This window comes from Paracoccus sp. Ld10 (assembly GCF_045064235.1).
Lineage (GTDB): Bacteria > Pseudomonadota > Alphaproteobacteria > Rhodobacterales > Rhodobacteraceae > Paracoccus.
In genome coordinates this window covers 107,272-131,315 of the sequence record NZ_JBISHD010000023.1, presented here as the reverse complement: position 1 = coordinate 131,315, position 24,044 = coordinate 107,272, and the positions used below count along the sequence as shown (strand labels likewise).

Annotated in this window: 22 protein-coding genes; 15 read left to right on the top strand and 7 right to left on the bottom strand. The window is 64.2% G+C overall.

Annotation, left to right across the window (positions count from 1 at the left end; all coding sequences use genetic code 11):
• Positions 1–18 precede the first annotated feature (18 nt).
• From rpoC to ACJJVR_RS05860, 12 genes are all read left to right on the top strand, one after another.
• On the top strand, positions 19–4,257 hold the full coding sequence (rpoC, locus tag ACJJVR_RS05915; protein ID WP_405402977.1) for a DNA-directed RNA polymerase subunit beta': 4,239 nt from the start codon (positions 19–21) through the stop codon (positions 4,255–4,257).
• Between the two features lie 114 nt (positions 4,258–4,371).
• Positions 4,372–5,232, top strand: coding sequence for a glycosyltransferase (locus tag ACJJVR_RS05910; protein WP_405402975.1), 861 nt, complete (start codon positions 4,372–4,374; stop codon positions 5,230–5,232).
• Between the two features lie 40 nt (positions 5,233–5,272).
• Positions 5,273–6,211: a DMT family transporter gene (locus tag ACJJVR_RS05905; RefSeq protein WP_405402973.1), complete on the top strand. Its 939-nt coding sequence runs from the start codon at positions 5,273–5,275 to the stop codon at positions 6,209–6,211.
• Positions 6,211–7,026 (top strand): glycosyltransferase, encoded by an 816-nt coding sequence (locus tag ACJJVR_RS05900; RefSeq protein ID WP_405402972.1) that lies wholly within the window; start codon positions 6,211–6,213, stop codon positions 7,024–7,026. Before ACJJVR_RS05905 ends, ACJJVR_RS05900 begins: the two co-directional genes overlap by 1 nt.
• 256 nt (positions 7,027–7,282) lie before the next feature.
• On the top strand, positions 7,283–7,654 hold the full coding sequence (gene rpsL, locus ACJJVR_RS05895) for a 30S ribosomal protein S12 (protein ID WP_042252808.1): 372 nt from the start codon (positions 7,283–7,285) through the stop codon (positions 7,652–7,654).
• Positions 7,655–7,666: 12 nt separating this feature from the next.
• On the top strand, positions 7,667–8,137 hold the full coding sequence (rpsG, locus tag ACJJVR_RS05890) for a 30S ribosomal protein S7 (protein WP_042252807.1): 471 nt from the start codon (positions 7,667–7,669) through the stop codon (positions 8,135–8,137).
• A gap of 18 nt (positions 8,138–8,155) precedes the next feature.
• Positions 8,156–10,279, top strand: coding sequence for an elongation factor G (gene fusA, locus ACJJVR_RS05885; protein ID WP_405402970.1), 2,124 nt, complete (start codon positions 8,156–8,158; stop codon positions 10,277–10,279).
• 61 nt (positions 10,280–10,340) lie between these two features.
• A complete protein-coding gene (locus tag ACJJVR_RS05880) occupies positions 10,341–10,943 on the top strand; it encodes a GTP-binding protein (RefSeq protein WP_405402969.1) in 603 nt (200 codons plus the stop codon).
• A gap of 186 nt (positions 10,944–11,129) precedes the next feature.
• Positions 11,130–11,417 carry a ribbon-helix-helix domain-containing protein gene (locus tag ACJJVR_RS05875; RefSeq protein WP_405402967.1) on the top strand — a complete coding sequence of 96 codons (288 nt, stop codon included), beginning with the start codon at positions 11,130–11,132 and terminating at the stop codon, positions 11,415–11,417.
• A gap of 92 nt (positions 11,418–11,509) precedes the next feature.
• Complete coding sequence (locus ACJJVR_RS05870) at positions 11,510–11,905, top strand: VOC family protein (RefSeq protein ID WP_405402965.1); 396 nt, start codon at positions 11,510–11,512, stop codon at positions 11,903–11,905.
• Between the two features lie 57 nt (positions 11,906–11,962).
• Complete coding sequence (locus ACJJVR_RS05865; protein WP_405402963.1) at positions 11,963–12,484, top strand: Twin-arginine translocation pathway signal; 522 nt, start codon at positions 11,963–11,965, stop codon at positions 12,482–12,484.
• Between the two features lie 11 nt (positions 12,485–12,495).
• Positions 12,496–14,070, top strand: a complete 1,575-nt coding sequence (locus tag ACJJVR_RS05860; RefSeq protein ID WP_405402962.1) for a GMC family oxidoreductase — start codon at positions 12,496–12,498, stop codon at positions 14,068–14,070.
• A 42-nt stretch (positions 14,071–14,112) separates the two neighbouring features.
• On the opposite strand, the gene ACJJVR_RS05855 is transcribed toward ACJJVR_RS05860, so the two are convergent.
• Positions 14,113–14,613, bottom strand: coding sequence for a DUF892 family protein (locus ACJJVR_RS05855; protein WP_405402961.1), 501 nt, complete (start codon positions 14,611–14,613; stop codon positions 14,113–14,115).
• Positions 14,614–14,759: 146 nt separating this feature from the next.
• Here ACJJVR_RS05855 and ACJJVR_RS05850 point away from each other — a divergent pair, with 146 nt between their 5' ends.
• Positions 14,760–16,604, top strand: a complete 1,845-nt coding sequence (locus ACJJVR_RS05850) for an ABC transporter ATP-binding protein (RefSeq protein WP_405402960.1) — start codon at positions 14,760–14,762, stop codon at positions 16,602–16,604.
• 61 nt (positions 16,605–16,665) lie between these two features.
• Here ACJJVR_RS05850 and ACJJVR_RS05845 read toward each other — a convergent pair whose 3' ends face one another.
• The 6 genes from ACJJVR_RS05845 to ACJJVR_RS05820 form a co-directional block, all read right to left on the bottom strand.
• A complete protein-coding gene (locus ACJJVR_RS05845) occupies positions 16,666–18,885 on the bottom strand; it encodes an OmpA family protein (protein ID WP_405402958.1) in 2,220 nt (739 codons plus the stop codon).
• A 166-nt stretch (positions 18,886–19,051) separates the two neighbouring features.
• Positions 19,052–19,882: a ferredoxin--NADP reductase gene (locus ACJJVR_RS05840; protein WP_405402956.1), complete on the bottom strand. Its 831-nt coding sequence runs from the start codon at positions 19,880–19,882 to the stop codon at positions 19,052–19,054.
• A 47-nt stretch (positions 19,883–19,929) separates the two neighbouring features.
• Entirely contained in the window at positions 19,930–20,316 is a 387-nt protein-coding gene (locus tag ACJJVR_RS05835; RefSeq protein WP_405402955.1) for a DUF934 domain-containing protein, read from the bottom strand.
• Positions 20,313–21,044, bottom strand: coding sequence for a phosphoadenylyl-sulfate reductase (locus ACJJVR_RS05830; protein ID WP_405402953.1), 732 nt, complete (start codon positions 21,042–21,044; stop codon positions 20,313–20,315). The genes ACJJVR_RS05835 and ACJJVR_RS05830 overlap by 4 nt, the downstream gene beginning before the upstream one ends.
• Complete coding sequence (locus ACJJVR_RS05825) at positions 21,037–22,695, bottom strand: nitrite/sulfite reductase (RefSeq protein ID WP_405402951.1); 1,659 nt, start codon at positions 22,693–22,695, stop codon at positions 21,037–21,039. Before ACJJVR_RS05825 ends, ACJJVR_RS05830 begins: the two co-directional genes overlap by 8 nt.
• Positions 22,688–23,020, bottom strand: coding sequence for a DUF2849 domain-containing protein (locus tag ACJJVR_RS05820; protein WP_405402950.1), 333 nt, complete (start codon positions 23,018–23,020; stop codon positions 22,688–22,690). The genes ACJJVR_RS05825 and ACJJVR_RS05820 overlap by 8 nt, the downstream gene beginning before the upstream one ends.
• A 99-nt stretch (positions 23,021–23,119) precedes the next feature.
• Between ACJJVR_RS05820 and ACJJVR_RS05815 the strand changes: the two genes are divergently transcribed.
• A complete protein-coding gene (locus ACJJVR_RS05815; protein WP_405402949.1) occupies positions 23,120–23,635 on the top strand; it encodes an Lrp/AsnC family transcriptional regulator in 516 nt (171 codons plus the stop codon).
• Positions 23,622–24,008, top strand: coding sequence for an arsenate reductase (glutaredoxin) (arsC, locus tag ACJJVR_RS05810; RefSeq protein WP_405402948.1), 387 nt, complete (start codon positions 23,622–23,624; stop codon positions 24,006–24,008). The genes ACJJVR_RS05815 and arsC overlap by 14 nt, the downstream gene beginning before the upstream one ends.
• Positions 24,009–24,044: the final 36 nt, after the last annotated feature.

Sequence of the window (24,044 nt, the reverse complement as noted above, 5' to 3'; positions counted from 1 at the left end):
CTTCATTAGGAATTGAGAATGAACCAGGAACTTGCCACGAACCCCCTGAACCCGCTGGCCCCGCCGCGGCAGTTCAATGAAATCAAGATCTCGCTGGCCTCGCCTGAAGAAATTCTGGCCTGGTCCTTTGGCGAGGTAAAGAAGCCCGAAACCATCAACTACCGCACGTTCAAGCCGGAACGTGACGGCCTGTTCTGCGCGCGCATCTTTGGTCCGATCAAGGACTACGAATGCCTGTGCGGCAAGTACAAGCGCATGAAGTATCGCGGTCTGGTCTGCGAGAAATGCGGCGTCGAGGTGACCCTGCAGAAGGTCCGCCGCGAGCGGATGGGCCATATCGAACTGGCCGCCCCCGTTGCGCACATCTGGTTCCTGAAGTCGCTGCCGAGCCGCATCGGCCTGATGCTGGACATGACGCTGCGCGATCTGGAACGCATCCTGTACTTTGAGAACTATGTCGTCATCGAGCCGGGTCTGACCGACCTGACCTATGGTCAGCTGCTGTCCGAGGAAGAATTCCTAGACGCGCAGGACAACTTTGGTGCCGACGCCTTCCAGGCGGATATCGGTGCCGAAGCGATCCGTGCGATGCTGGCCAATATCGATCTGGCGGCGACCGCCGACCAGCTGCGCGAGGACTTGAAGGCCGCCACCGGCGAGCTGAAGCCCAAGAAGATCATCAAGCGCCTGAAGATCGTCGAATCGTTCCTCGAATCGGGCAACCGTCCGGAATGGATGGTCCTGACCGTGATCCCGGTCATTCCGCCGGAACTGCGCCCGCTGGTCCCGCTGGACGGCGGCCGGTTCGCCACGTCGGACCTGAACGACCTGTATCGCCGGGTGATCAACCGGAACAACCGCCTCAAGCGGCTGATCGAACTGCGCGCGCCCGACATCATCGTGCGCAACGAGAAGCGCATGCTGCAGGAGTCGGTCGACGCGCTGTTCGACAACGGCCGTCGCGGTCGCGTCATCACGGGCAACAACCGTCGCCCGCTGAAGTCGCTGTCGGACATGCTGAAAGGCAAGCAGGGCCGCTTCCGCCAGAACCTTTTGGGCAAGCGCGTCGACTTTTCGGGTCGTTCGGTCATCGTGACCGGCCCGGAACTCAAACTGCACCAGTGCGGCCTGCCCAAGAAGATGGCGCTGGAGCTGTTCAAGCCGTTCATCTATTCGCGCCTTGAGGCGAAGGGTCTGTCCAGCACGGTCAAGCAGGCCAAGAAGCTGGTCGAAAAGGAACGCCCCGAGGTCTGGGACATCCTGGACGAGGTCATCCGCGAGCATCCGGTGCTGCTGAACCGTGCGCCGACGCTGCACCGTCTCGGCATTCAGGCGTTCGAGCCGATCCTGATCGAAGGCAAGGCGATCCAGCTGCACCCGCTGGTCTGTTCGGCGTTCAACGCCGACTTTGACGGCGATCAGATGGCCGTGCACGTGCCCTTGTCGCTGGAAGCGCAGCTGGAAGCGCGCGTACTGATGATGTCGACGAACAACGTGCTGTCGCCCGCCAACGGCGCGCCGATCATCGTGCCGTCGCAGGACATGATCCTGGGACTGTACTATGTCTCGATGAGCCGCGAGGGAATGAAGGGCGAGGGCATGGCCTTTGCCAACATCGACGAGGTCGAGCACGCCCTGGCCGCCGGCGAGGTGCATCTGCATGCCAAGATTCAGGCGCGCCTGAAGCAGATCGACCAGAACGGCAACGAGGTCTGGACCCGTTTCGACACCACCCCGGGCCGTCTGCGGCTTGGCGGTCTGCTGCCGCTGAACGCAAAGGCGCCGTTCGAACTGGTCAACCGGCTGCTGCGCAAGAAGGACGTGCAGGTCGTCATCGACACCGTCTACCGCTACTGCGGTCAGAAGGAATCGGTGATCTTCTGTGACCAGATCATGGGTCTGGGCTTCCGCGAGGCCTTCAAGGCCGGCATCAGCTTTGGCAAGGACGACATGGTCGTTCCCGACACCAAATGGACCATCGTCGGCGAAGTGCAGGAGCAGGTGAAGGAGTTCGAACAGCAGTATCTGGACGGCCTGATCACCCAGGGCGAAAAGTACAACAAGGTCGTGGACGCCTGGTCAAAGTGCAACGACCGTGTGACCGAGGCCATGATGTCGACCATCTCGGCCACCAAGAAGGACGAGAATGGCGCCGAAATGGAGCCGAACTCTGTTTATATGATGGCGCATTCCGGTGCGCGTGGCTCGGTCAACCAGATGAAGCAGCTGGGTGGCATGCGCGGCCTGATGGCCAAGCCCTCGGGCGAGATCATCGAGACGCCGATCATTTCGAACTTCAAGGAAGGTCTGACCGTTCTTGAATACTTCAACTCGACCCACGGCGCCCGGAAGGGTCTGTCGGACACCGCGTTGAAGACCGCGAACTCGGGCTATCTGACGCGTCGTCTGGTCGACGTCGCCCAGGACTGCATCATCCGCGAGCATGATTGCGGAACCGAGCGCGCGATCACGGCATCCGCTGCCGTGAACGACGGCGAGGTGATCAGCCCGCTGGCCGAACGGGTTCTGGGCCGCACAACGGCCGAGGACGTTCTGGTCCCGGGCAGCGACGAGATCATCGTGCGTGCCAACGACGTGATCGACGAGCGCAAGGCCGATGCGATCGAGGCGGCGGGCGTGCTGTCCGTGCGCATCCGTTCGGCGCTGACCTGCGAATCCGAGGACGGGATCTGTGCGCTATGCTATGGCCGCGATCTGGCCCGTGGCACGCTGGTCAACATCGGCGAGGCTGTCGGCATCATCGCCGCACAGTCGATCGGCGAACCGGGCACCCAGCTGACGATGCGGACGTTCCACATCGGCGGCATTGCACAGGGTGGCCAGCAGTCGTTCCAGGCCGCGTCCCACGAGGGCACGGTGTCGTACCGCAACGCCAACATCCTGGGCAACGCCAATGGTGACCAGGTGGTGATGTCGCGGAACATGCAGCTGCTGGTTCTGGACGATCAGGGGCAGGAGCGGGCCAGCCACAAGCTGTTCTACGGCTCCAAGCTGTTCGTCAAGGAAGGCGAGCGGGTTATCCGCGGCGCAAAACTGTTCGAATGGGACCCCTATACCCTGCCGATCATCGCGGAGAAGGGCGGCATCGCCAAGTTCGTCGACCTGATGTCGGGGATTTCGGTCCGCGACGAGACCGACGATGCGACGGGCATGACCCAGAAGATCGTGACCGACTGGCGGTCGGCGCCGAAAGGCAACGACCTCAAGCCCGAGATCATCATCATGGACGCCAACGGCGAACCGGTGCGCAACGACCAGGGCAACCCGGTCAGCTATCCGATGTCGGTGGATGCCGTGCTGTCGATCGAGGATGGCCAGGAGATCAAACCCGGCGACGTGGTGGCCCGCATTCCGCGCGAAGGTGCGCGGACCAAGGACATCACCGGTGGTCTGCCGCGCGTTGCGGAACTGTTCGAGGCTCGTCGTCCCAAGGATCACGCGATCATCGCCGAGATCGACGGCTATGTGCGGTTCGGCAAGGACTATAAGAATAAGCGTCGCATCACGCTGGAGCCGTCCGAGGAAGGCAACACCGCCGTCGAATACATGGTGCCCAAGGGTAAGCACATCCCGGTGCAGGAAGGCGACTTCGTGCAGAAGGGTGACTATATCATGGACGGCAATCCTGCGCCGCATGACATCCTGCGCATCATGGGGATCGAGGCCTTGGCCGACTATCTCATCGATGAGGTGCAGGACGTCTATCGACTGCAGGGCGTGAAGATCAACGACAAGCACATCGAGGTGATCGTTCGCCAGATGCTGCAGAAGATCGAGATCCTGGACGGCGGCGACACCACGCTGCTGAAGGGCGAGAACGTCGAGCGTGACGAGTTCGTCGAGGAGAACGCCAAGATCGAGGCACGCGGCGGACGTCCCGCCACGGGCGAGCCTGTCCTGCTGGGCATCACCAAGGCGTCGCTGCAGACCCGCAGCTTCATCTCGGCCGCGTCCTTCCAGGAAACGACCCGTGTGCTGACCGAGGCCGCTGTCCAAGGTAAGCGCGACAAGCTGGTCGGCCTCAAGGAGAACGTCATCGTGGGCCGCCTGATCCCGGCGGGCACCGGTGGTGCGACCACGCGCGTTCGCCGCATCGCGACGGAACGCGACGCCGAGGTCATCGAGGCCCGCCGCGCCGATGCCGAGGCTGCTGCAGCCCTGGCCGCGCCCGAGGCGTCCTTTGCCACCCCTGCGGCCGATCCGGTGGATCTGCCCAAGGATGGCAGCGACGACTGATCGCGACACCTGAACGATCCTGCAAAGGCCCGGCACCCAGTGCCGGGCCTTTGTCTTTTGTGTTGACCGGCCTTTTCGCCTTCCCATACTGCATGGGGCTTTCAAGGAACCGTCATGCGCATTCAAGTTCTTGGTCTTTGTCGATTTTCTCTGCTGGCGCAGGGTGACTTCCAGAGCACCGGCGACGATCTGGACCGCAACCGTGCCATCCTGTACGACCCTGCGCGCATGGAGCGCCGCATGCGCTGGTTCGAGGCGCTGTGCATTCCCCCGCTGATGGCGCAGACCGACCCGGATTTCACGCTGATCGTTGCCACCGGAGAGGATCTGCCGCAGCCGTGGTCGGACCGCCTGGAGGCGCTGGCCCGGACCATGCCCCAGATGCGGATCGAACGATTTGCCCCCGCGCGCCACGGCCCGCTGTGCCGCGAGGCACTGGCCCGGCACATCGATCCCGACGCCGACGTGATGGCGCAGTTCAGGATGGATGACGACGATGCGGTGGCGCGCGATTACGTTTCCCGGATCCGCGCCGACTATCGGCTGGCCGCACGGCTGGTGGGCAAGCATCACCCGGTCATCATCAACTATACCAGCGGTATGGTGGCCGAACTGAAGGACGGTCGGTTCAATCTGCACGCAGAGATGGCGCAGAACTGGGGTCTGGCACAGAGCTTCTATTTCCCGGGCGGCGAGGTCCGGTCCCTGATGAACTATCGCCACGACAAGGTCTGGACCAAGGCGCCGACCATTGCCATTCCGGGCCGTGCGATGTGGATCAGGGGCCATCATGACGTCAATGACAGCAGAGGCCACCTGATCGGCCGCAACCGCGTCGCCACCGATGATGCCGAACTGGCAGAGATGCTGGGCCGCAGGTTCGGCCTGGACATGGCACAGCTGCGCCTTGCGTTGACCCGGCCACTGCGTCATCCGGGACAGGATGCCGAACGCGGCGACCCCGTCATCGGCTGAACGTCCTCCGCCCTCTGTCATCGCATACCGAAAGGCCGCCATGTCCACGCCGCTGATGTCCCCACTGCGCCGCACGCGGCCCGCCTCGATCAGGCCAGAGCCTGTGCAGCCGGGCGACAACCTGCGCGGGGCGGGGCTGATGACGCTGTCGATGATGGGGTTCACCTGCAACGATGCGATCATCAAGTTCGTGGTCCAGGACATTCCGCTGTATCAGGCGATCACGCTGCGGGGCGCGTTCGTCATGCTGGCGCTGATGATCCTGGCACAGCGCGCCGGCGGGCTGCGCCTGCGCATTCCGGCCGCCGCCCGCGCACCCATGGCGCTGCGTCTGGTCGGAGAGATCGGGTCGACCCTGCTGTTCCTGAACGCGCTGCAGCGCATGGCGATCGGCGATCTGACGGCGGTGATGCAGTCGCTGCCGCTGGTGGTCATGCTGGGGGCGGCGGTGTTCTTCAACGAGACGTTGGGCTGGCGGCGCATCATGGCCGTGGCGGTGGGCATGCTGGGTGTGCTGATCATCCTGCGCCCGGGCAGCGGGACGTTCGGCATCTGGTCGCTGGTGGCGCTTGGGGCGATGCTGATGGTTGCGCTGCGCGATCTGTCGACGCGACGGTTCGGGCGGGATGTCAGTTCGAACACCATCGCGTTCTATGGCGCGGTGCTGGTCACCCTGACCGGGTTCGTCCTCAGCCTGGGGCAGGGGTGGGTGATGCCTCAGATATGGCAGCTGGCCCTGCTGGCTCTGGGCAGCGCATTCCTGACGGTCGGCTATCTGTGCGCTGTTGCCGCCATGCGCGTCGGAGAGATCGCGGCCGTGTCGCCGTTTCGCTATACTTCGCTGCTGATGGCGATCCTGCTGGGGCTGGTGATCTTTGGCGACTGGCCGGACAAATGGACCTGGGTCGGATCGGCCCTTGTGGTGGGGGCAGGCATCTATACGATCTGGCGCGAGGCTCAACTGGGACGGCGGCGCTGATGCGGGTGCAGATGCTGGGACTGTGCCGCTTTTCCTACCTGGGATTGCGCGGCTATCAGGTCGAACATGACAGCATCGCGGCGCGGCGTGCCTATCTGTACGATCCCGATCGCCTGGCACGCCGCTGGTTGTGGTTCCAGACAGTCGCGCTGCCGGGATGGCTCGCGCAGACCGATCCCGACTTCACGCTGGTGATCATGACCGGGCCGGACCTGCCAGAGCCGTGGCTGGGCCAGTTGCGCGACCTGTGCGACCGGGTGCCACAGCTGCGTCTGTCGCTGGTGCCGCCGATGGATTATCATCTGGAGGCCTGCCAGGCGGCGGTGGCGCATCATATTGACGGCACAGCGCAGGTGATCGGCCATTTTCGCCATGACGACGACGATGCCGTGGCGGTCGATTACATTGCCCGGACGCGCGCGGATTTCGCCCGTGTCGGCCCGCTGTGGCAGGCCGAGGGCAAGCTGTCACTGGATTACGGGCGCGGCCTGATGATCGCAGCACGCGAGGGCCAGTTGAAGATCACGCCGCGGATCTGTCACAACATGGGCGTGGCGCTGACCATTTTCCTGCCGCCCGACGTGCCGCGGACGGCCCTGCATTTCAACCATACCAAACTGGCGCAGTGGATGCCGGGGGTACAGGTGACGCGGCCGCTGATGTTCATCCGGTCGATCCACGCGGACAGCGATTCCGGCGACATGGGTCCGGGCCTGCCCTGGCAACCCGAAGACGGCACGATGAACAAGCTGTTGCGGACACGGTTCGGGTTGCGTCGGGCCGATCTGGCCGCCCTTGCGCGCGAGCTGGGATAGGCCGCGCGGCCAAGGTGGGCTTGTTGACAGGGACGGGGATTCCCCCTATGACCACGCGACCCGGCGGGAAACCGCATCGGGTGCCAGAACCTGTGAGGTCAGGGTCCGGGCAGAACAGCCTCGATCCTCTGGAATTATGCCCGTCAGCCCTTTATGGGCGGGACGGGCTTGGCATTTTGCGATTCGCGCAAGGTGCCGTCGAGAAGCGGCGCAACCGATCGGTTGCGAGTATTGACAGAGCAAGACGGGGAACCGAATGCCGACGATCCAACAGCTGATCCGCAAGCCGCGGCAGCCGAGAGTGCAGCGGTCTAAATCCATGCACCTTCAGGGCTGCCCGCAGAAACGCGGTGTCTGCACGCGCGTCTACACCACGACGCCGAAGAAGCCGAACTCCGCTATGCGTAAGGTGGCCAAGGTCCGCCTGACGAATGGCTTTGAGGTCATCTCCTACATTCCGGGCGAAAAGCACAACCTGCAGGAACACAGCGTTGTGCTGATCCGCGGCGGCCGCGTCAAAGACCTTCCGGGTGTCCGTTACCACATCCTGCGCGGTGTGCTGGATACCCAGGGCGTCAAGGACCGTCGTCAGCGTCGTTCGAAATACGGCGCGAAGCGTCCGAAGTAAGGAGAGGCATCCATGTCACGTCGTCACGCCGCTGAAAAGCGCGATGTCCTGCCCGACGCCAAGTATGGCGATCGCGTACTGACCAAATTCATGAACAACCTGATGGTTGACGGCAAGAAGTCGATTGCCGAGCGGATCGTCTATAACGCGCTGGAGCGCGTCGAGACCCGCCTCAAGCGCGAGCCCATCGAGGTTTTCCACGAGGCGCTGGAAAACGTGAAGCCGTCCGTCGAAGTGCGTTCGCGCCGCGTCGGTGGTGCCACGTATCAGGTTCCGGTCGAAGTTCGTCCGATCCGCCGCGAGGCGCTGGCCATCCGCTGGCTGATCACGGCCGCGGCCAAGCGCAACGAGAACACGATGGAAGAGCGCCTTGCAGGCGAGCTGTCCGATGCCGTCAACGGCCGCGGAACCGCCGTCAAGAAGCGCGAAGACACGCACAAGATGGCCGACGCCAACAAGGCGTTCAGCCACTACCGCTGGTAAGGCGAAAGGATCCACTTCATGGCACGCGAATATCAGCTTCCGCGTTATCGCAACTTCGGCATCATGGCCCACATCGATGCCGGCAAGACGACGACGACCGAGCGTATCCTTTACTACACCGGCAAGTCGCACAAGATCGGCGAAGTGCATGACGGCGCCGCGACCATGGACTGGATGGAGCAAGAGCAGGAGCGCGGCATCACGATCACGTCTGCCGCGACCACCACGTTCTGGCAGCGTCAGGAAGACCCCACCACCGAGGGGACTTCGGACACTAAATACCGCTTCAACATCATCGACACCCCCGGCCACGTGGACTTCACCATCGAAGTCGAGCGTTCGCTGGCGGTTCTGGATGGTGCGATCTGTCTGCTGGATGCCAACGCCGGCGTCGAGCCCCAGACCGAGACCGTCTGGCGTCAGGCCGACCGCTACAAGGTTCCGCGGATCGTGTTCGTCAACAAGATGGACAAGATTGGTGCCGACTTCTTCAACTGCGTGAAGATGATCAAGGAACGCACCGGCGGCATTCCGTGCCCGATCGCCCTGCCGATCGGCGCCGAGGACAAGCTGGAAGGCATCATCGACCTGATCAAGATGGAAGAATGGGTTTGGGAAGGCGAAGATCTGGGCGCGTCCTGGTTCCGCCGTCCGATCCGTGACGACCTGAAGGCCATGGCCGACGAATGGCGTTCGAACATGATAGAGCTGGCCGTCGACATGGACGATGCCGCGATGGAAGCCTATCTGGAGGGCAATGAGCCCGACGAGGCGACCCTGCGCGCACTGATCCGCAAAGGCACGCTGTCGCTGTCGTTCTTCCCGGTCACCGCCGGGTCGGCGTTCAAGAACAAGGGCGTGCAGCCCCTGCTGAACGCGGTCATCGACTTCCTGCCGAACCCGCTGGACGTGCCGGCTTACATGGGCTTCACCCCTGGCGATGACAGCGAGACGCGCAACATCGAACGCCGTGCGGACGATGCGATGCCCTTCTCGGGTCTGGCGTTCAAGATCATGAACGACCCGTTCGTCGGTTCGCTGACCTTCACGCGCATTTATTCGGGCACGATGAAGAAGGGCGATCAGCTGCTGAACGCCACCAAAGGCAAGCGCGAGCGCGTCGGCCGCATGATGATGATGCACTCGATCAACCGCGAGGAGATCGAAGAGGCATTTGCGGGCGACATCATTGCGCTGGCAGGTCTGAAGGACACCACCACGGGGGATACCCTGTGCGATCCGGCCAAGCCGGTCGTGCTGGAAACCATGACCTTCCCCGAGCCGGTGATCGAGATCGCCGTCGAGCCCAAGTCCAAGGCAGACCAGGAAAAGATGGGCCTTGCCCTTCAGCGCCTGTCGGCCGAAGACCCGTCCTTCCGTGTGGAGACCGATCTCGAGTCGGGCCAGACGATCATGAAGGGCATGGGCGAACTTCACCTCGACATCCTGGTCGACCGTATGAAGCGCGAGTTCAAGGTCGAGGCGAACATCGGTGCGCCCCAGGTTGCCTATCGTGAGACGATCAGCCAACAGGCCGATATCGACTATACCCACAAGAAGCAGACCGGCGGTACGGGCCAGTTCGCGCGTATCAAACTGACCATCACTCCGACGGAGCCGGGCGAAGGTTATTCGTTCGAATCCAAGATCGTGGGCGGTGCGGTGCCGAAGGAATACATCCCCGGCGTCGAAAAGGGCATCAAGTCGGTCATGGACTCCGGTCCGCTGGCAGGTTTCCCGGTCATCGACTTCAAGGTCGCGCTGACGGACGGTGCGTTCCACGACGTCGACTCCTCGGTCCTGGCATTCGAGATCGCGGCGCGCGCTGCGATGCGCGAAGGTCTGCGCAAGGCCGGCGCCAAGCTGCTGGAGCCGATCATGAAGGTCGAGGTCGTCACGCCGGAAGAGTATACCGGTTCGATCATCGGTGACCTGACCAGCCGTCGTGGCATGGTCCGGGGGCAGGACAGCCGCGGAAACGCCAATGTCATCGACTGCTTTGTGCCGCTGGCCAACATGTTCGGTTACATCAACAACCTGCGCTCGATGTCGTCGGGTCGTGCGGTGTTCTCGATGCAGTTCGACCACTACGAGGCCGTTCCGCAGAACCTGTCGGACGAGATCCAGAAGAAATACGCCTGATCTTGCGGCGGGGCGCCATGCCCCGCCACTTTACAAGCATTGAAGAACAAGGAGCCATTCCATGGGCAAGGCAAAGTTTGAACGGAACAAACCGCACGTCAACATCGGCACGATCGGCCACGTTGACCACGGCAAGACGACGCTGACGGCAGCTATCACCAAGTACTTCGGCGAATTCCGCGCCTATGACCAGATCGACGGCGCGCCCGAAGAGAAGGCCCGCGGGATCACGATCTCGACCGCCTGCACGGGCGTCGAGATGTTCCGCAAGCTGCTGGACCGCGGTGAGGCCGGCGACAACGTGGGCGTGCTGCTGCGCGGCATCGACCGTGACGGCGTCGAGCGTGGCCAGGTGCTGTGCAAGCCGAAATCGGTGAACCCGCACACCCAGTTCGAGGCCGAGGCCTATATCCTGACCAAGGAAGAGGGCGGCCGCCACACGCCGTTCTTTGCGAACTATCGCCCGCAGTTCTACTTCCGGACCACGGACGTCACCGGCACCGTCAAGCTGCCCGAGGGCACCGAGATGGTGATGCCCGGCGACAACCTGAAGTTCGAAGTCGAACTGATCGCGCCGATCGCCATGGAAGAAAAGCTGCGCTTCGCCATCCGCGAAGGCGGCCGCACCGTCGGCGCAGGCGTCGTCGCCAAGATCATCAAGTGATCCGACGCCCAAGCGGGCAAAGGACTGCTGATGCTGTCGGATGATCCTTTCGGGGATATCACGGCAGACAGGGCCACCCTTCGGGGTGGCCCTTTTCGTTCCTGACCGGATACGACCAAAAGTCGCGTTGACCCCTCGGGCGATGCACGCCACATTGACGGACAGGAACAGGACAAGATCACGCTGATGTGCCAGATCTTTGCCGGGCAGCACCCGGACCGCTATGAAACCGTGACCCGCCGCTTGCGTCTGAACGGTCAATCGACCTCGATCCGGCTCGAGCGCGCGTTCTGGCGCATCTTGGACGGTATCGCCGCGCGTGAGGGTATCACGACGCCCGCATTCATCTCAAAACTGCATGCAGAGGTTCTTGAGCTGCACGGAGAGGCGCGAAATTTCACGTCGCTGTTGCGATGCGCCTGCACCATTCATCTGGGCGAAGATGATGTGACCCCGGCCATCGCCGCCGAATGAACCCGATATTTGCGCTGTAGTATTCCGATACTACCCGGTCGCTAGCCAGACCCCTAGCCTTGGTCCGACAAGACACGTGCAGGGAGGGCCTGATGGCCAAGTACATCCACTCGATGATCCGCGTTCTGGACGGGGACGCATCGGTCGATTTCTATGACCGCTGCTTTGGATTGAAGGTGGCAGAGCGGCTGGATTTCGAGAAATTCACTCTGATCTATCTGTCCAACAGCGAGAGCGAAACCGAGCTGGAACTGACCGTCAACAAAGGTCGCACCGAACCCTATGACATGGGCGACGGCTATGGGCACGTGGCGTTTTCCGTCGATGATGTCGACGCAACCCACGCCCGGCTGGAGGCGGAGGGGTTTTCACCACGCAAGCTGGTCGATTTTGCCCCGGGTGGTGCGCTGATCGCCCGGTTCTTTTTCATCAAGGACCCCGACGGATACGAGATCGAGGTCCTGCAGCGCGGCGGCCGCTATCGCTGACCGGACTGCCGCGCCCTTGGGAGGGGGCGCGGACTAACATCAAGGGAGGAGGAACCCATGTCTGAACCAATGACCAAGGAGCTGACCCGCCGGGCATTGCTGTCGCGGGCCGTTGCAGTCGGCGCGCTGACCGTCACCGGCGTCGGCTTTATCGCGGCACCCGATGCGGCCTGGGCTGTCGAGGTGACCGCGATCAGCGAACACCAGATGGCGACGCTGCTGCAGATGGCGCGCGATATCTATCCGCACGACCGCGTCGGCGATCGGTTCTATGCGGTCGCCGTCAAGGGATACGACACCGCAGAGAACCAGACCATGGTCGCCGAGGGGATCGCCGCGCTGGATGCCGCCGCGCAGATGGCAGGCCATGATGATTATGTGTCCATCGGCTGGGAACAGGACCGCGTCGCGATCCTGCGCGGTATCGAGGACAGCGCGTTCTTTCAGACCGTCCGCGGCGGGCTGGTGACGGGTCTCTACAACCAAAAAGAGGTCTGGCCGATCTTTGGCTATGAGGGAGAGAGCTTTTCGCAAGGCGGCTATCTCTATCGCGGTTTTGACGACATCGACTGGTTGTAAGGAGGCGGATCATGGCAACGGCAGCAAAATTCGAACTGACCGACGACAGCGTGGTCGTCATTATCGGCACGGGCGCGGGCGGTGGTGTCCTGGCCAACGAACTGGCGCAGAAGGGCGTCAAGGTCGTCGCCTTGGAGGCTGGCGGGCGCTATCTGCCCGAGGATTACATCAATGACGAATGGGACAGTTTCGGCCAGCTGGCGTGGACCGACCCACGCACGACAAGTGGCGATTGGCGTGTGGCCAAGGATTTCAGCGGCCTGCCTGCGTGGATCGTCAAGGCGGTTGGCGGCACCACGACCCATTGGGCCGGCGCATCCCTGCGGTTCCAGGACCATGAGTGGAAAGCGTTGTCCACCTATGGCGAGGTCGAGGGGGCGAACCTGCTGGACTGGCCCATCGACGGGGCCGAGATGGCCCCCTGGTACGATCTGGCCGAAACCAAGTTGGGCGTCACGCGGACGGGCGGGCGCGAGGGGCTGCCCGGCAGCAACAACTATAAGGTGTTCGAAGCGGGCGCAAAGGCGATTGGCTATACCAAGGTCAACACGGGTCGCATGGCGATCAACAGCGGCGATTACGACGATCGCCCGGCCTGTCAGCAGACGGGGTTCTGTTTTCAGGGGTGCAAGTGGGGGGCGAAATGGTCGTCGGCCTATACCGACATTCCTAAAGGCGAGGCGACCGGCAACCTTGAGGTGCGCGATCACGCCCACGCGGCCCGCATCCTGCACAATGACCAAGGGCGTGTCACCGGTGTTGAGTATTTCGACAAGGACGGCGCCCTGCAGGTTCAGGCCGCGCGCATCGTGGCCGTGGCGGGCAACAGTTTTGAAAGCCCGCGTCTGTTGCTGAATTCCGCCAGTGAGATGTTCCCGGATGGCCTGGCCAACAGCAGTGGACAGGTGGGGCGCAACTATATGCGGCACACGACCGGGTCGATCTATGGCATCTTTGAAAAGCCGGTGCGGATGTGGCGCGGCACGACCATGGCCGGCATCATGCAGGATGAGGCCCACCATGATCCGTCGCGCGGGTTTGTCGGCGGATACGAGTTGGAGACCCTGGCCCTGGGCCTGCCGTTCATGGCGGCGTTCATGGACCCTGGCCGGTGGGGGCGCGAGTTCACCACGGCGTTGGACCAGTACGAATACATGGCCGGCATGTGGATCGTCGGAGAGGACATGCCGCAAGAGACGAACCGCGTGACACTGTCGGACACGGTCGATCAGTTCGGGCTGAAGGTCGCCAACGTGAATTTCAGCGACCATCCGAACGATGTGGCGATGCGCAACCATGCCTATGAACAGGGTCAGGCGATGTACCGGGCCATGGGCGCCACGCGGACCTTGCCGACGCCGCCCTATCCATCAACGCATAATCTGGGCACGAACCGCATGTCGGAACGCCCAGAGGATGGTGTGGTGAACAAATGGGGGCAAACCCACGACGTGGCGAACCTGTTCGTGTCCGATGGCAGCCAGTTCACATCGGGGGCGACCGAAAACCCGACCTTGACCATCGTCGCATTGGCGATCCGTCAGGCGGATCATATCGCCAGCGAAATGGCCGCGGGTACGATCTGAAAATACGACCGCCCGGGGAGGTGCCCCGGGCGGTCGTGCGGTTCAGCCGTTGACGGCTTTCTGGTTCACTTCGCCTTCGGCGATGCGGGTCATGTGCAGGTCGCCGTCGCGGGTGCTGTCCAGACACTCCTGCAGCACGCTGCCATCGCCATCCAGATCCAGTCGGTTGGCGAATGTGCGCACACAGCCGTAACCGGCGATCGCGTAATGGGTCAGCCGCTGGTATTGGGTGATGATCGCCGCGTCGCGCACGTCGTCATCGCCGAAATCGGCCTGCAACGCGTGCTTGCGTGCCTCGGTCACCAGACCTTCCATGCCTTTGCAATGCTCTCCGGTGGGGTCGATGCCATGCTGGCTGCACAGGGTTGCCAGATGGTCCATGCCGCGGGCGATGCCTTCGTTGCCGGCGATCAGCGCCTCGGCCAGTTCGCGCGATTTGGCGACGCGACCCATCTCGGTCACGACGGGCATGGATTGCTTGCAGGCGGAATACAGGTCCTGCAGTTGGTCCAGATACAGGTCCTTGAGGGAATTCATGGTCATGTTATGGCCTTTCTGATGGTGCTGCATGCCCAACGATCCTCGGCCCCGCGCGTTCCATCGGCCGGACAAAGATCGCGCCCGTACGCTTGACTTTGTCGGCGGTCCGGGTCAGCACTTCGGCCCGTTCCGTCAGTGGAAGACATCCCATGTTCGCCTGGTTCGAACGACGCATCGACCCCTATCCCGACCAGACCCCCACCATGCCCCCGTCGGGCCTGTGGCGGTTCGTGCTGCATTACAGCCGGGGCACGCTGCCTTGGCTGATCCTGCTGGCCGTGGGCTCCGGCCTGATCGCGCTGATCGAGGTCGCGCTGTTCGGCTGGCTGGGCCAGCTGATCGACCAGCTGGCCGATACCCCGCGAGAGCTGTTCTGGGACCGGCACCGCGGCAGCATCGCGCTTATGGCGCTGGTGCTGCTGGTGGTGATGCCGGCGCTGAACGTGGTGACGTCGCTGGTGCTGCATCAGTCGCTGATGGGCAATTTTCCGCAACGCATCCGCTGGCAGGCGCATCGCTGGCTGCTGCGCCAGTCGGTCGGCTATTTTCAGGACGAATTCGCGGGCCGCATCGCGCAGCGGCTGATGCAGACCGCCCTGGCCGTCCGCGAGGTGTCCATGAAGATCATGGATGTAGGCAGCTATGTGCTGATCTATTTCCTGGGCGCGATGGTCCTGGCGGCCAGCCAGGATTGGCGGCTGGCGATGCCGTTTCTGGTCTGGGCCACGGCTTACGGTTTGCTGCTGTGGTATGTCGTGCCGCGCCTTGGCCGGGTCGCGCAGGAACAGGCCGATGCGCGCAGCGCGATGACCGGGCGCATCGTCGACAGCTATACCAACATCGCGACGGTCAAGCTGTTCTCTCATTCCGACCGCGAAGAGGCGTGGATGCATCAGGGCATGGACCGCTTTCTGGGCACCGTCCATGCGCAGATGCGCCTGTCCAGCCTGCAGGATATGGTGCTGAACCTGCTGAATGTCTGGCTGGTCGCGTCCGTGGCCGGGCTGGGCCTGTGGCTGTGGACCCAAGGCCAGATCGCGGTCGGCGCGGTGGCCATCGCGGTGCCGCTGGCCCTGCGGCTGAACAACATGTCGCATTGGATCATGTGGGAATTCGCCGCCCTGTTCGAAAACATCGGCACCGTGCGCGATGGCATCACCAGCCTTTCCCTGCCGCGAGAGGTGCGCGACGCCCCGGACGCGCAGGCGCTGCTGCCCGGTCCTGCGGCGTTGCGGTTCGACAATGTCACGTTCCGCTATGGCGGCACGGCGGGGGCACAGCCGATGGCGGTGCTGGACGACCTGACGCTGCACCTGCGGCCCGGCGAACGGGTCGGGCTGGTGGGACGGTCGGGTGCCGGCAAATCGACGCTGATCAATCTGCTGCTGCGGTTTCATGACATCGACGCGGGGCGCATCACCATCGACGGCCAGGACATTGCCCAGGTGACCCAGGACAGCCTGCGCGCGGCCATTGGGGTCGTGACGCAGGACAGCTCTCTGCTGCACCGGTCCGTGCGCGACAACATCGCCTATGGCCGTCCTAACGCCACCGCGGATCAGATAGACCATGCGTTGCGCATGGCCGAGGCGGACGGGTTCGTGCCGTTACTGTCGGACATTCAGGGCCGCCGGGGCCTGGACGCGCATGTGGGCGAACGCGGGGTCAAGCTGTCGGGCGGCCAGCGTCAGCGCATCGCCATTGCGCGGGTCGCGCTGAAGAACGCGCCGATCCTGATTCTGGACGAGGCCACCAGCGCGCTGGACAGCGAGGTCGAGGCCGCGATCCAGTCCCGGCTGGAGGCGCTGATGCAGGGCAAGACAGTCATCGCCATCGCGCATCGCCTGTCGACCATCGCGGCGATGGACAGGCTGGTGGTCATGGACCAAGGGCGCATCGTCGAACAGGGCAGCCATGCCGAGCTGTTGGCGCGCGACGGTCTTTATGCGCGCCTGTGGCACCGCCAGTCCGGTGGGTTTCTGGCCGCGGATTAAGTGGGCCGGACATGAAAAAGGCCCCGGCGCGATGCCGGGGCCTTTTTTGTTGATGGCGTTTTTACTGGGCCAGCAGGTCGGTGATCCGGCGGACCGAGGCGCGACGGTTGTCGCGGATGTCGCCTTCGGACCGGATGCGCAGAAACTGTTCGCCATAGCCTTGGGTCACCAGGTTCTCCGGCGGCACGTCGAAATATTCGGTCAGGGCAAGCGCCACCGATTCCGCACGGCGGTCCGACAGCGCAAGGTTGGCAGGGTCCGATCCGACCGTGTCGGTATGACCCTCGATCATAAAGATCTCGCGCGGGTTCTGGGTGATCTGGTCTTGGATCGCGCGACCCAGACCCTGCAGTTGCTGTGCCTGATCCGACCGGATCGCTGCCGATCCGGTGTCAAAGGTGATCGCGTCGATGTTGACCGGGGCCACCAGCGCACGCACCTCGGGGATGTTGCGGATCTGGGACAGGGTGAACCGGCGGTCGACATTTGCCTCACGCTGCAGCGCCTCGCGCAGCTGGTCTTCGTTCAGCGGCGTGTTGCCGGTCTGGACGGTGGCTGGGGCCGGCAGGGCGCTGATGTCGACGGGCTGCACGTCCATGGTGTCGTCGATCAGCTGCGTGGTCGTGCCATCGGCACTGACCAGCGTGCGGCGCAGAACCTGCAGGTTCGCGTCGCGGATGGTCACGACACGGCTGCCGTCCTGACGCGTCACGATGGTCCGCGAAGACCCGTCGTCAAAGTTTTCGGTCTGCACGGTCGAGCCGGGCTGACGCAGCAGCGCGACCTCGTCCTTGATCACCTCCTGGCTGCCATCGGCGCGGGTGACCACGACGCGATCGGGGGCGGACAGGGCAACCTGCCGGTTGTTGTTCAGGTACGATCCGACGGCAACAGCGCCCAGACCCAGCAACAGCGCGTTGCGCAAGCGGTTGTCGTCATCCTCTTCCTCGGCCTGCGGTGCGGTTTCGCCGGTTGCCCCTGCCAGCGCATCGCGCAGGCTGGTGGTGAAATCTTCGGACGACGACCGGGTGCTGTCCTCGGTCACCTGCTGCTCGGTGATTTCTCCCGAACCGTCCGCCGCATCCAGCGCTGCCGCGGTCGACGGCTGGGCAGCCTGCGCGGCCTCGCGTGATGCCTCGGTCTCGACCGTGTCTTCCTCGGCGGCGCGACGGACCATCTCGCCGTTCTGGCCGACGCGGTACATCTGCGCCTCGGTCGGGGCCAGACGCAACTCTCCGGCCTCGTTGGTTTCGACCACGACACCGTTCGGTGTCATCGCGCGGCCACCATCGGCGCAGGGGAAACTACCACCGTTCAGACAGGTCAGGGACGCAGTGTCCAGACCGCCGTCAACTTCTTGTCTCAGAACGCCAGCCAATCCGGGCAGCGCGGTGGCGCGTTCGGTCTGAACGCCCCCTGTCGCCAAGCTCAGGCCATTTCGCGCAGCGGGTGCATCCACGGCAGGCGCCGGGTCGGCATCAGGTTGCCCTGCCGGGTCCTGCGCGCGCAACGCCTCAGCCAGCGCATCGGCATCGGTCGGGACGTCGGTGGGCTGCTGATCATTCTGTGCTGCAGGACGCGCGTTCGGGCGGGGTTCGACTGGCGCATCCTCAGCCGGTTGTGTCTCGCGCTGCGGGTTGGCACGGGGTGCCGCCTCGCCAGCCGCCGGGGCAGGTTCGGCCGTGCGGCCCGGGTTCGGGGCGGGCGCGGCCTCGGGTTCGGCAGCGGGACGGGGCTCAGGCGCCTGGGTCTGCATTGCCTCGGGTTCCGGTGGCGGCGGCGTGCTGTCGGGCGCAGGCTGAGGATCGGCTTCCGCTGCGGGCGCGGCTGCCTCTGGTGCGGGCGCAGGCTGGGCGGCAGGCTCATTGGGCGCGGCTTCCGGCGCAGCCTGAGGTGCCGGGGTCTCGACGGGCTGCTGCTCCGGAGCATCCATCGGGGCCGGTTCCGGCTGCTCTGCCGGCGCGTCCGCTGGTGCGGGCGGGGCCTCGGCTGGCGCCTCTTGTGCGGGCTGCTCTGCGGGTGCGGGCTCTTCCATGGGGGCCGGTTCGGGTTGGCCCATGTCCGCGCCGCTCTGCGGTTCCGCGTCTGCGGGTGCGGGTGCGGCATCCGCTGGTGGTGGAACCTGTCCATCCGGCGCGGGCTCTGCCTGTGCCAGAATCAGGTTCTGCGGAGCGACAGCCTGATCCGGCCCGGGGAGGGCGGTCTGAGCCATGGCCAGATGCGGTGCCATCAGCGACAAACAGGCCGCGATGGCAGTGGTGTTGTGAATGATCCGGCGCATGGGACGCTCCTTGTGAAAACGTGACTGACTGTCTTTGATGGTTTAACAGGCACTTGCCTCAGGGGTTCCCAAACTTGCCGTGACCTTTGCGTGATGCGGGCCGGGGCGCCATGAAAAAGGCCGCGCCGGTGTGGCGCGGCCCTTGGGGCGGTCCGGGAAAACGGTGTCAGACACCGTCGCCGACAAAGGCCTTTTCGACCACGAATTCGCGCGGTTCCGAGTTCGCGCCTTCGTGCAGGCCGAACCCCTCCAGGACGGCCTTGACGTCGACGTTGAACGCCAGGCTGCCACAGATCATTGCGCGATCCTGGGCCGGATCAATGGGTGGCAGGCCCAGATCGGACAGCACCTTGCCCGAGGTCAGGTTGTCGGTGATGCGGCCCATGAAGGGCGACGGTTCGCGCGTCGTCGTGGGATAGTATTTCAACCGCTGCGCAAAGTCGTCGCCATAGATCTCGGTCAGCAGCGGGTCGTGGCGCAGGTTGTTCACCAGCTCCGCGCCATAGACCAGCTCTTCCCCGGTGCGGCAGGTGTGCATCATGATGACCTGTTCGAACCGCTCATAGGTCTCGGGGTCGCGCATCAGGGACGCGAACGGTGCGAATCCCGTGCCGGTGGCCAGGAACCACAGCCGTTTTCCGGGCAGCAGCGCGTCGAGGACCAGCGTGCCCACCGGTTTCGGGCGCAGGATGATCTGGTCGCCCGCCTTGATATGCTGCAGCCGCGAGGTCAGCGGTCCGTCGGGCACGATGATGGAATAGAATTCCAGCTCGTCGTCCCAGTTGGGCGAGGCGATGGAATAGGCGCGCAACAGCGGCTTGCCGTTGTCTCCCGGCAGGCCGATCATCACAAATTCGCCCGACCGGAAACGCAGCGATGCGGGCCGCGTAACCCGGAACGAGAACAGGCTGTCCGTCCATTTCGTGACCGATGTCACGGTTTGGGCGTCGGGAACGGTTATCTTGGCGGCCTCGGTCACGGGCAGATCCAGCGTCATTGTTGCAATCCTTGTCGTCTATTCGATGGGGCGCGCGGGCGAAAGGGTCACCCGGCCAGCTGCGCCCGATGGTCCCATGCCTTCCAGTCGGCGCGGGCAAGCCACTGGTCCTGCGGCTGGCGGGCGGCGATGTCGGCGGCGACCTCGACCTCGTCAAAGCCTACGCGCCGTGCCATGGCGTATTGATCGGCGATCAGCCGCCCCGTCGCGCGCAGACGCCCGGTGTATCCCAGCTCGCGCAGGCGCCGCGCCAAGGTGAAACCGCGCCCGTCGCCAAAGGACGGAAAGGCGATCCCGATCAGCGTCTGGGTCAGATGATCGGCCAGCGTGTCGGGCGCTGTATCGGGGGCCAGCACCACGGCGGGCTGTTCGGTGATCGGGTGAAAACCGTCGTCACGGGCCAGGACGGGTTCGCTGTTCAACTGCTCGCTCATGCCGAGACCTTTCTGCGGACCATGCGTCCGCCGATGAAATGGATGCCGCATTCGGATTTCGCCTGTCCGCGCCAGCGGCCGGACCGCGGGTCTTCGCCCGGTGCGACGGGCGAGGTGCAGGGCGCACAGCCGATGGACGGATAGCCCTGCGCCACCAGCGGATGCCGGGGCAGGCGGTTTTCGATCATGTAATCCTGCACGTCTTCGGGGCGCCAATGCGCCAACGGGTTCACGCGCAGGCGGGTCGGCGGTTCTGGCTCAAAGAACTCCAACGCGGCGCGCTGACCGTTCTGGAACCGCTTGCGCCCCGTGATCCACGCGTCGTAGCCGGACAGAACACGTTCCAGCGGCACCGTCTTGCGGAAATCGCAGCAGGCATCGGGGTTGACCTTGTGCAGCGTGCCGTCCGGGTCATGCACCGCGATTTCCGCACCGCTGGCGGTGATGATCTGGACGTTGGTCAGGGACAGACGCTCGGCGACCTCACGCTGATAGGTCAGCGTTTCCGGGAACAGCATCTGCGTGTCGATGAACAGCACCGGCAGGCCCGGTGCCACGCGGCTGACCATATGCAGCAGCACGACCGATTCAGCGCCAAACGACGACACCAGCGCCACCTGTCCCAGATCGGGGTCGGTCACCGCGCGGCGCAGCACCTCGATGGCGGCATGGTGGCGATAGCGGTCGTTCAGCCGCCCCGCGCGCGTGTCCAGGTTGCCATCAAGCATCGGCTGCGACGGGATACAACGCGGCCTTGAACGGGGCCTGACCCAAGCGGCGATAGGCGTCGATGAACCGTTCGGAGGCGTCCTCGCGGACCTCCAGATAGGCACGCAGCAGGCGGTCGATGGCCGGGACCACCTGTTCCGCCGGGAAGCCCGCGCCCGCGCGTTCGCCGATGGCCGGGATGTCATAGGCGTCGCCGCCAAGCGTGATCTGGTAGTTTTCCACCCCTGCACGATCCAGCCCCAGGATGCCGATATGGCCAAGGTGGTGATGCCCGCAGGCGTTGATGCAGCCCGAGATGCGGATGTTCAGGTTCCCGATCTCCTGCTCCAATCCCAGGGCGCGGAAATGGTCGGCGATCTCTTCGGCGATGGGGATCGACCGTGCGGTGGCCAGCGCACAGTAATCCATGCCGGGGCAGGCGATGATGTCGCTGGTCAGGCCGGCATTCGCGGTGGCCAGACCCGCCTCGCGCAGCGCGGCATACAGCGCCGGCAGATCGGATTTGTGCACATGCGGCAGCGCCACGTTCTGGTCGTGCATCACGCGCAGGTCGTGGTGGCCGAACCGTTCGGCCAAATCGGCCAACAGCCGCATCTGTTCCGCGCTGGCATCGCCCGGCGTCTGTCCGGGGGCCTTGAAGGTCACCACGACGCTGGAATAGCCGTCCACGCGGTGCTGGTGCAGGTTCGTGTCCGACCAGCTGCGAAAGGCAGGGTTCGCCTGACGCTCGGCCTCATAGCCGTCCACGGGCGCATTGCGGAAGGACGGCGCGCGGAAGCGGTCCTTGAACACCGCCAGCGCGTCGCGGTCGGCGCCGTGGAAATCGCGGCGGCGGGCCAGGAACTCTTGCTCGATCTCAGCGCGCATGACGTCCAGGCCGCGTTCCAGCACGGTGATCTTGATGCGGGCCTTGTACTTGTTGTCGCGGCGTCCGGCCAGATTATAGGTCGCGATGATCGCCTCGACATAGGGCAAAAGGTCCTCCTCAGGCAGAAAGTCGCGGACGACCTGACCCAACAGGGGCGTGCGGCCCAGACCACCACCGATCCATACCTCGAAACCGGTCTGGCCGATCCGTTCGGTCAGGCGCAGGCCGATGTCATGGGCTGCGATGACGGCACGGTCTTTCTTCCCTCCGGAAATGGCGATCTTGAACTTGCGCGGCAGGAACTGGAATTCGGCGTGGTCGGTCGACCAGCTGCGCAGCAATTCGGCATAGGGGCGCGGGTCGGCGGCCTCGTCGAACGCGGCCCCGGCAAAGGCATCGGTGGTCACGTTGCGGATCGTGTTGCCGCTGGTCTGGATGGCGTGCATGCCGACATCGGCCAACGCGTCCAGCATGTCCGGGATGTCGACCAGCTTGGGCCAGTTGAACTGGATGTTCTGGCGCGTGGTCCAGTGGCCATAGCCCTTGTCCCATTTCTCGGCCAGTACGGCCAGCGTGCGCATCTGGTCGGGGCTGATCGTGCCATAGGGAATGGCCACGCGCAGCATATAGGCGTGCAACTGCAGATAGACGCCGTTCATCAGGCGCAGCGGCTTGAATTCGTCCTCGGTCAGGCTGCCGTCCAGACGACGGGCGACCTGAGCACGGAATTCGGCGGCGCGGTGGCGGACATAGTCGGTCTCGACGGGGCGGATATCAAACATGGCTGGCCTCGGCTTGCTGATCGGCCTGGATGCCGTGGAAATAGTTCGACGGCCCACGCTGGCGGAACGCCTCGCGGAAATGGACCGGTTCGGGGCCATTGGGGCCGCGCTTGGCCTCGACCAGATAGGGGCCGACGACGACCTCGGACTGGGCGACGGCCTCCAGCAGGGCCAGATCGGCGATGGCCTCGTCATCATAGACGGTGGCCTGACGCGGGTCGGGGGTCCAGCCGTCGGCGCACATCCACAGATTGTGACCTTCGCGAAGGTCGTTCGCGGTGATGACGCCGGGGCGTGCGACCGACAGGGGGAAAGACTTGCTCATGACTGGACCTCGCGGTTTTGCTGTTCTCTATATAGAATTTTGTTCTGGATTCTGCACAGTGGTCGCGGCAAATAAGGACGATCGACCAAGGAGCGCGTAATGCCGGAACTGATTTCCACTGATGCGGGCGCAGGCCAAACGCCTGTCCGCCTGGACGAGGTGGACCGCAAGATCCTGTCCCTGCTGCAGCAGGACGCCAGCCTGTCGCTGGACCAGATCGCGGACCGGGTGGGCGCGTCCAAGACCCCGGTCTGGAACCGGATCCGCAAGCTGCGAGAGGCCGGGGTGATCCGCCGTCAGGTCGCCATTCTGGACCCGGAGGCGCTGGGGCTGGAGGCGTGTTTCTTTGTGCTGATCCGCACCAGCGAACATGACCGCGACTGGGCGGCACGGTTCCTGCGCGCCCTGCGCGAGCGGCCCGAGGTGGTCGAGGCGCACCGGCTGGCGGGCGATATCGACTATATCCTCAAGGTGCAGGTCCGCAACGCGCGGGCCTATGACCGATTCTACCAATCGCTGATCGGCGAGGTAAAGATCCACAACGTCACCGCCCTGCTGTCGATGGAGGAGATCAAGGCCACCAGCGCACTGCCCATTCCGGATGGGGGGCGCTGAGATGGTCTGGGTGATCTGGCACAAGCCCACCTGTTCCACATCCCGATGGGTGCTGGCCGCACTGCGTGATGCCGGGATTGAGCCCGAGGTCCGCGACTATATCGCCGCGCCTCCGACCATGGCGGAATTGCGCGATGCGCTGGCGGTCCTGGGGATCGACGCGCGGGGGCTGATCCGGCGCAAGGGGACGCCCTTTGCGGAACTGGGGCTGGGCGCGCCGGACCTGTCTGACGACGCGCTGATCGCGGCAATGGCCGCGCATCCGATCCTGATCGAACGGCCGGTGGTCTTTGCGCCCCACGGCGCGGTGCTGTGCCGGCCAAAGGAGCGTGTCCACGACCTGATCGCAGGCGGCGCAACAGATCGTCCGTAATAGGCCGTCGCGGAACACGGCCAGAAACGCGTCGCG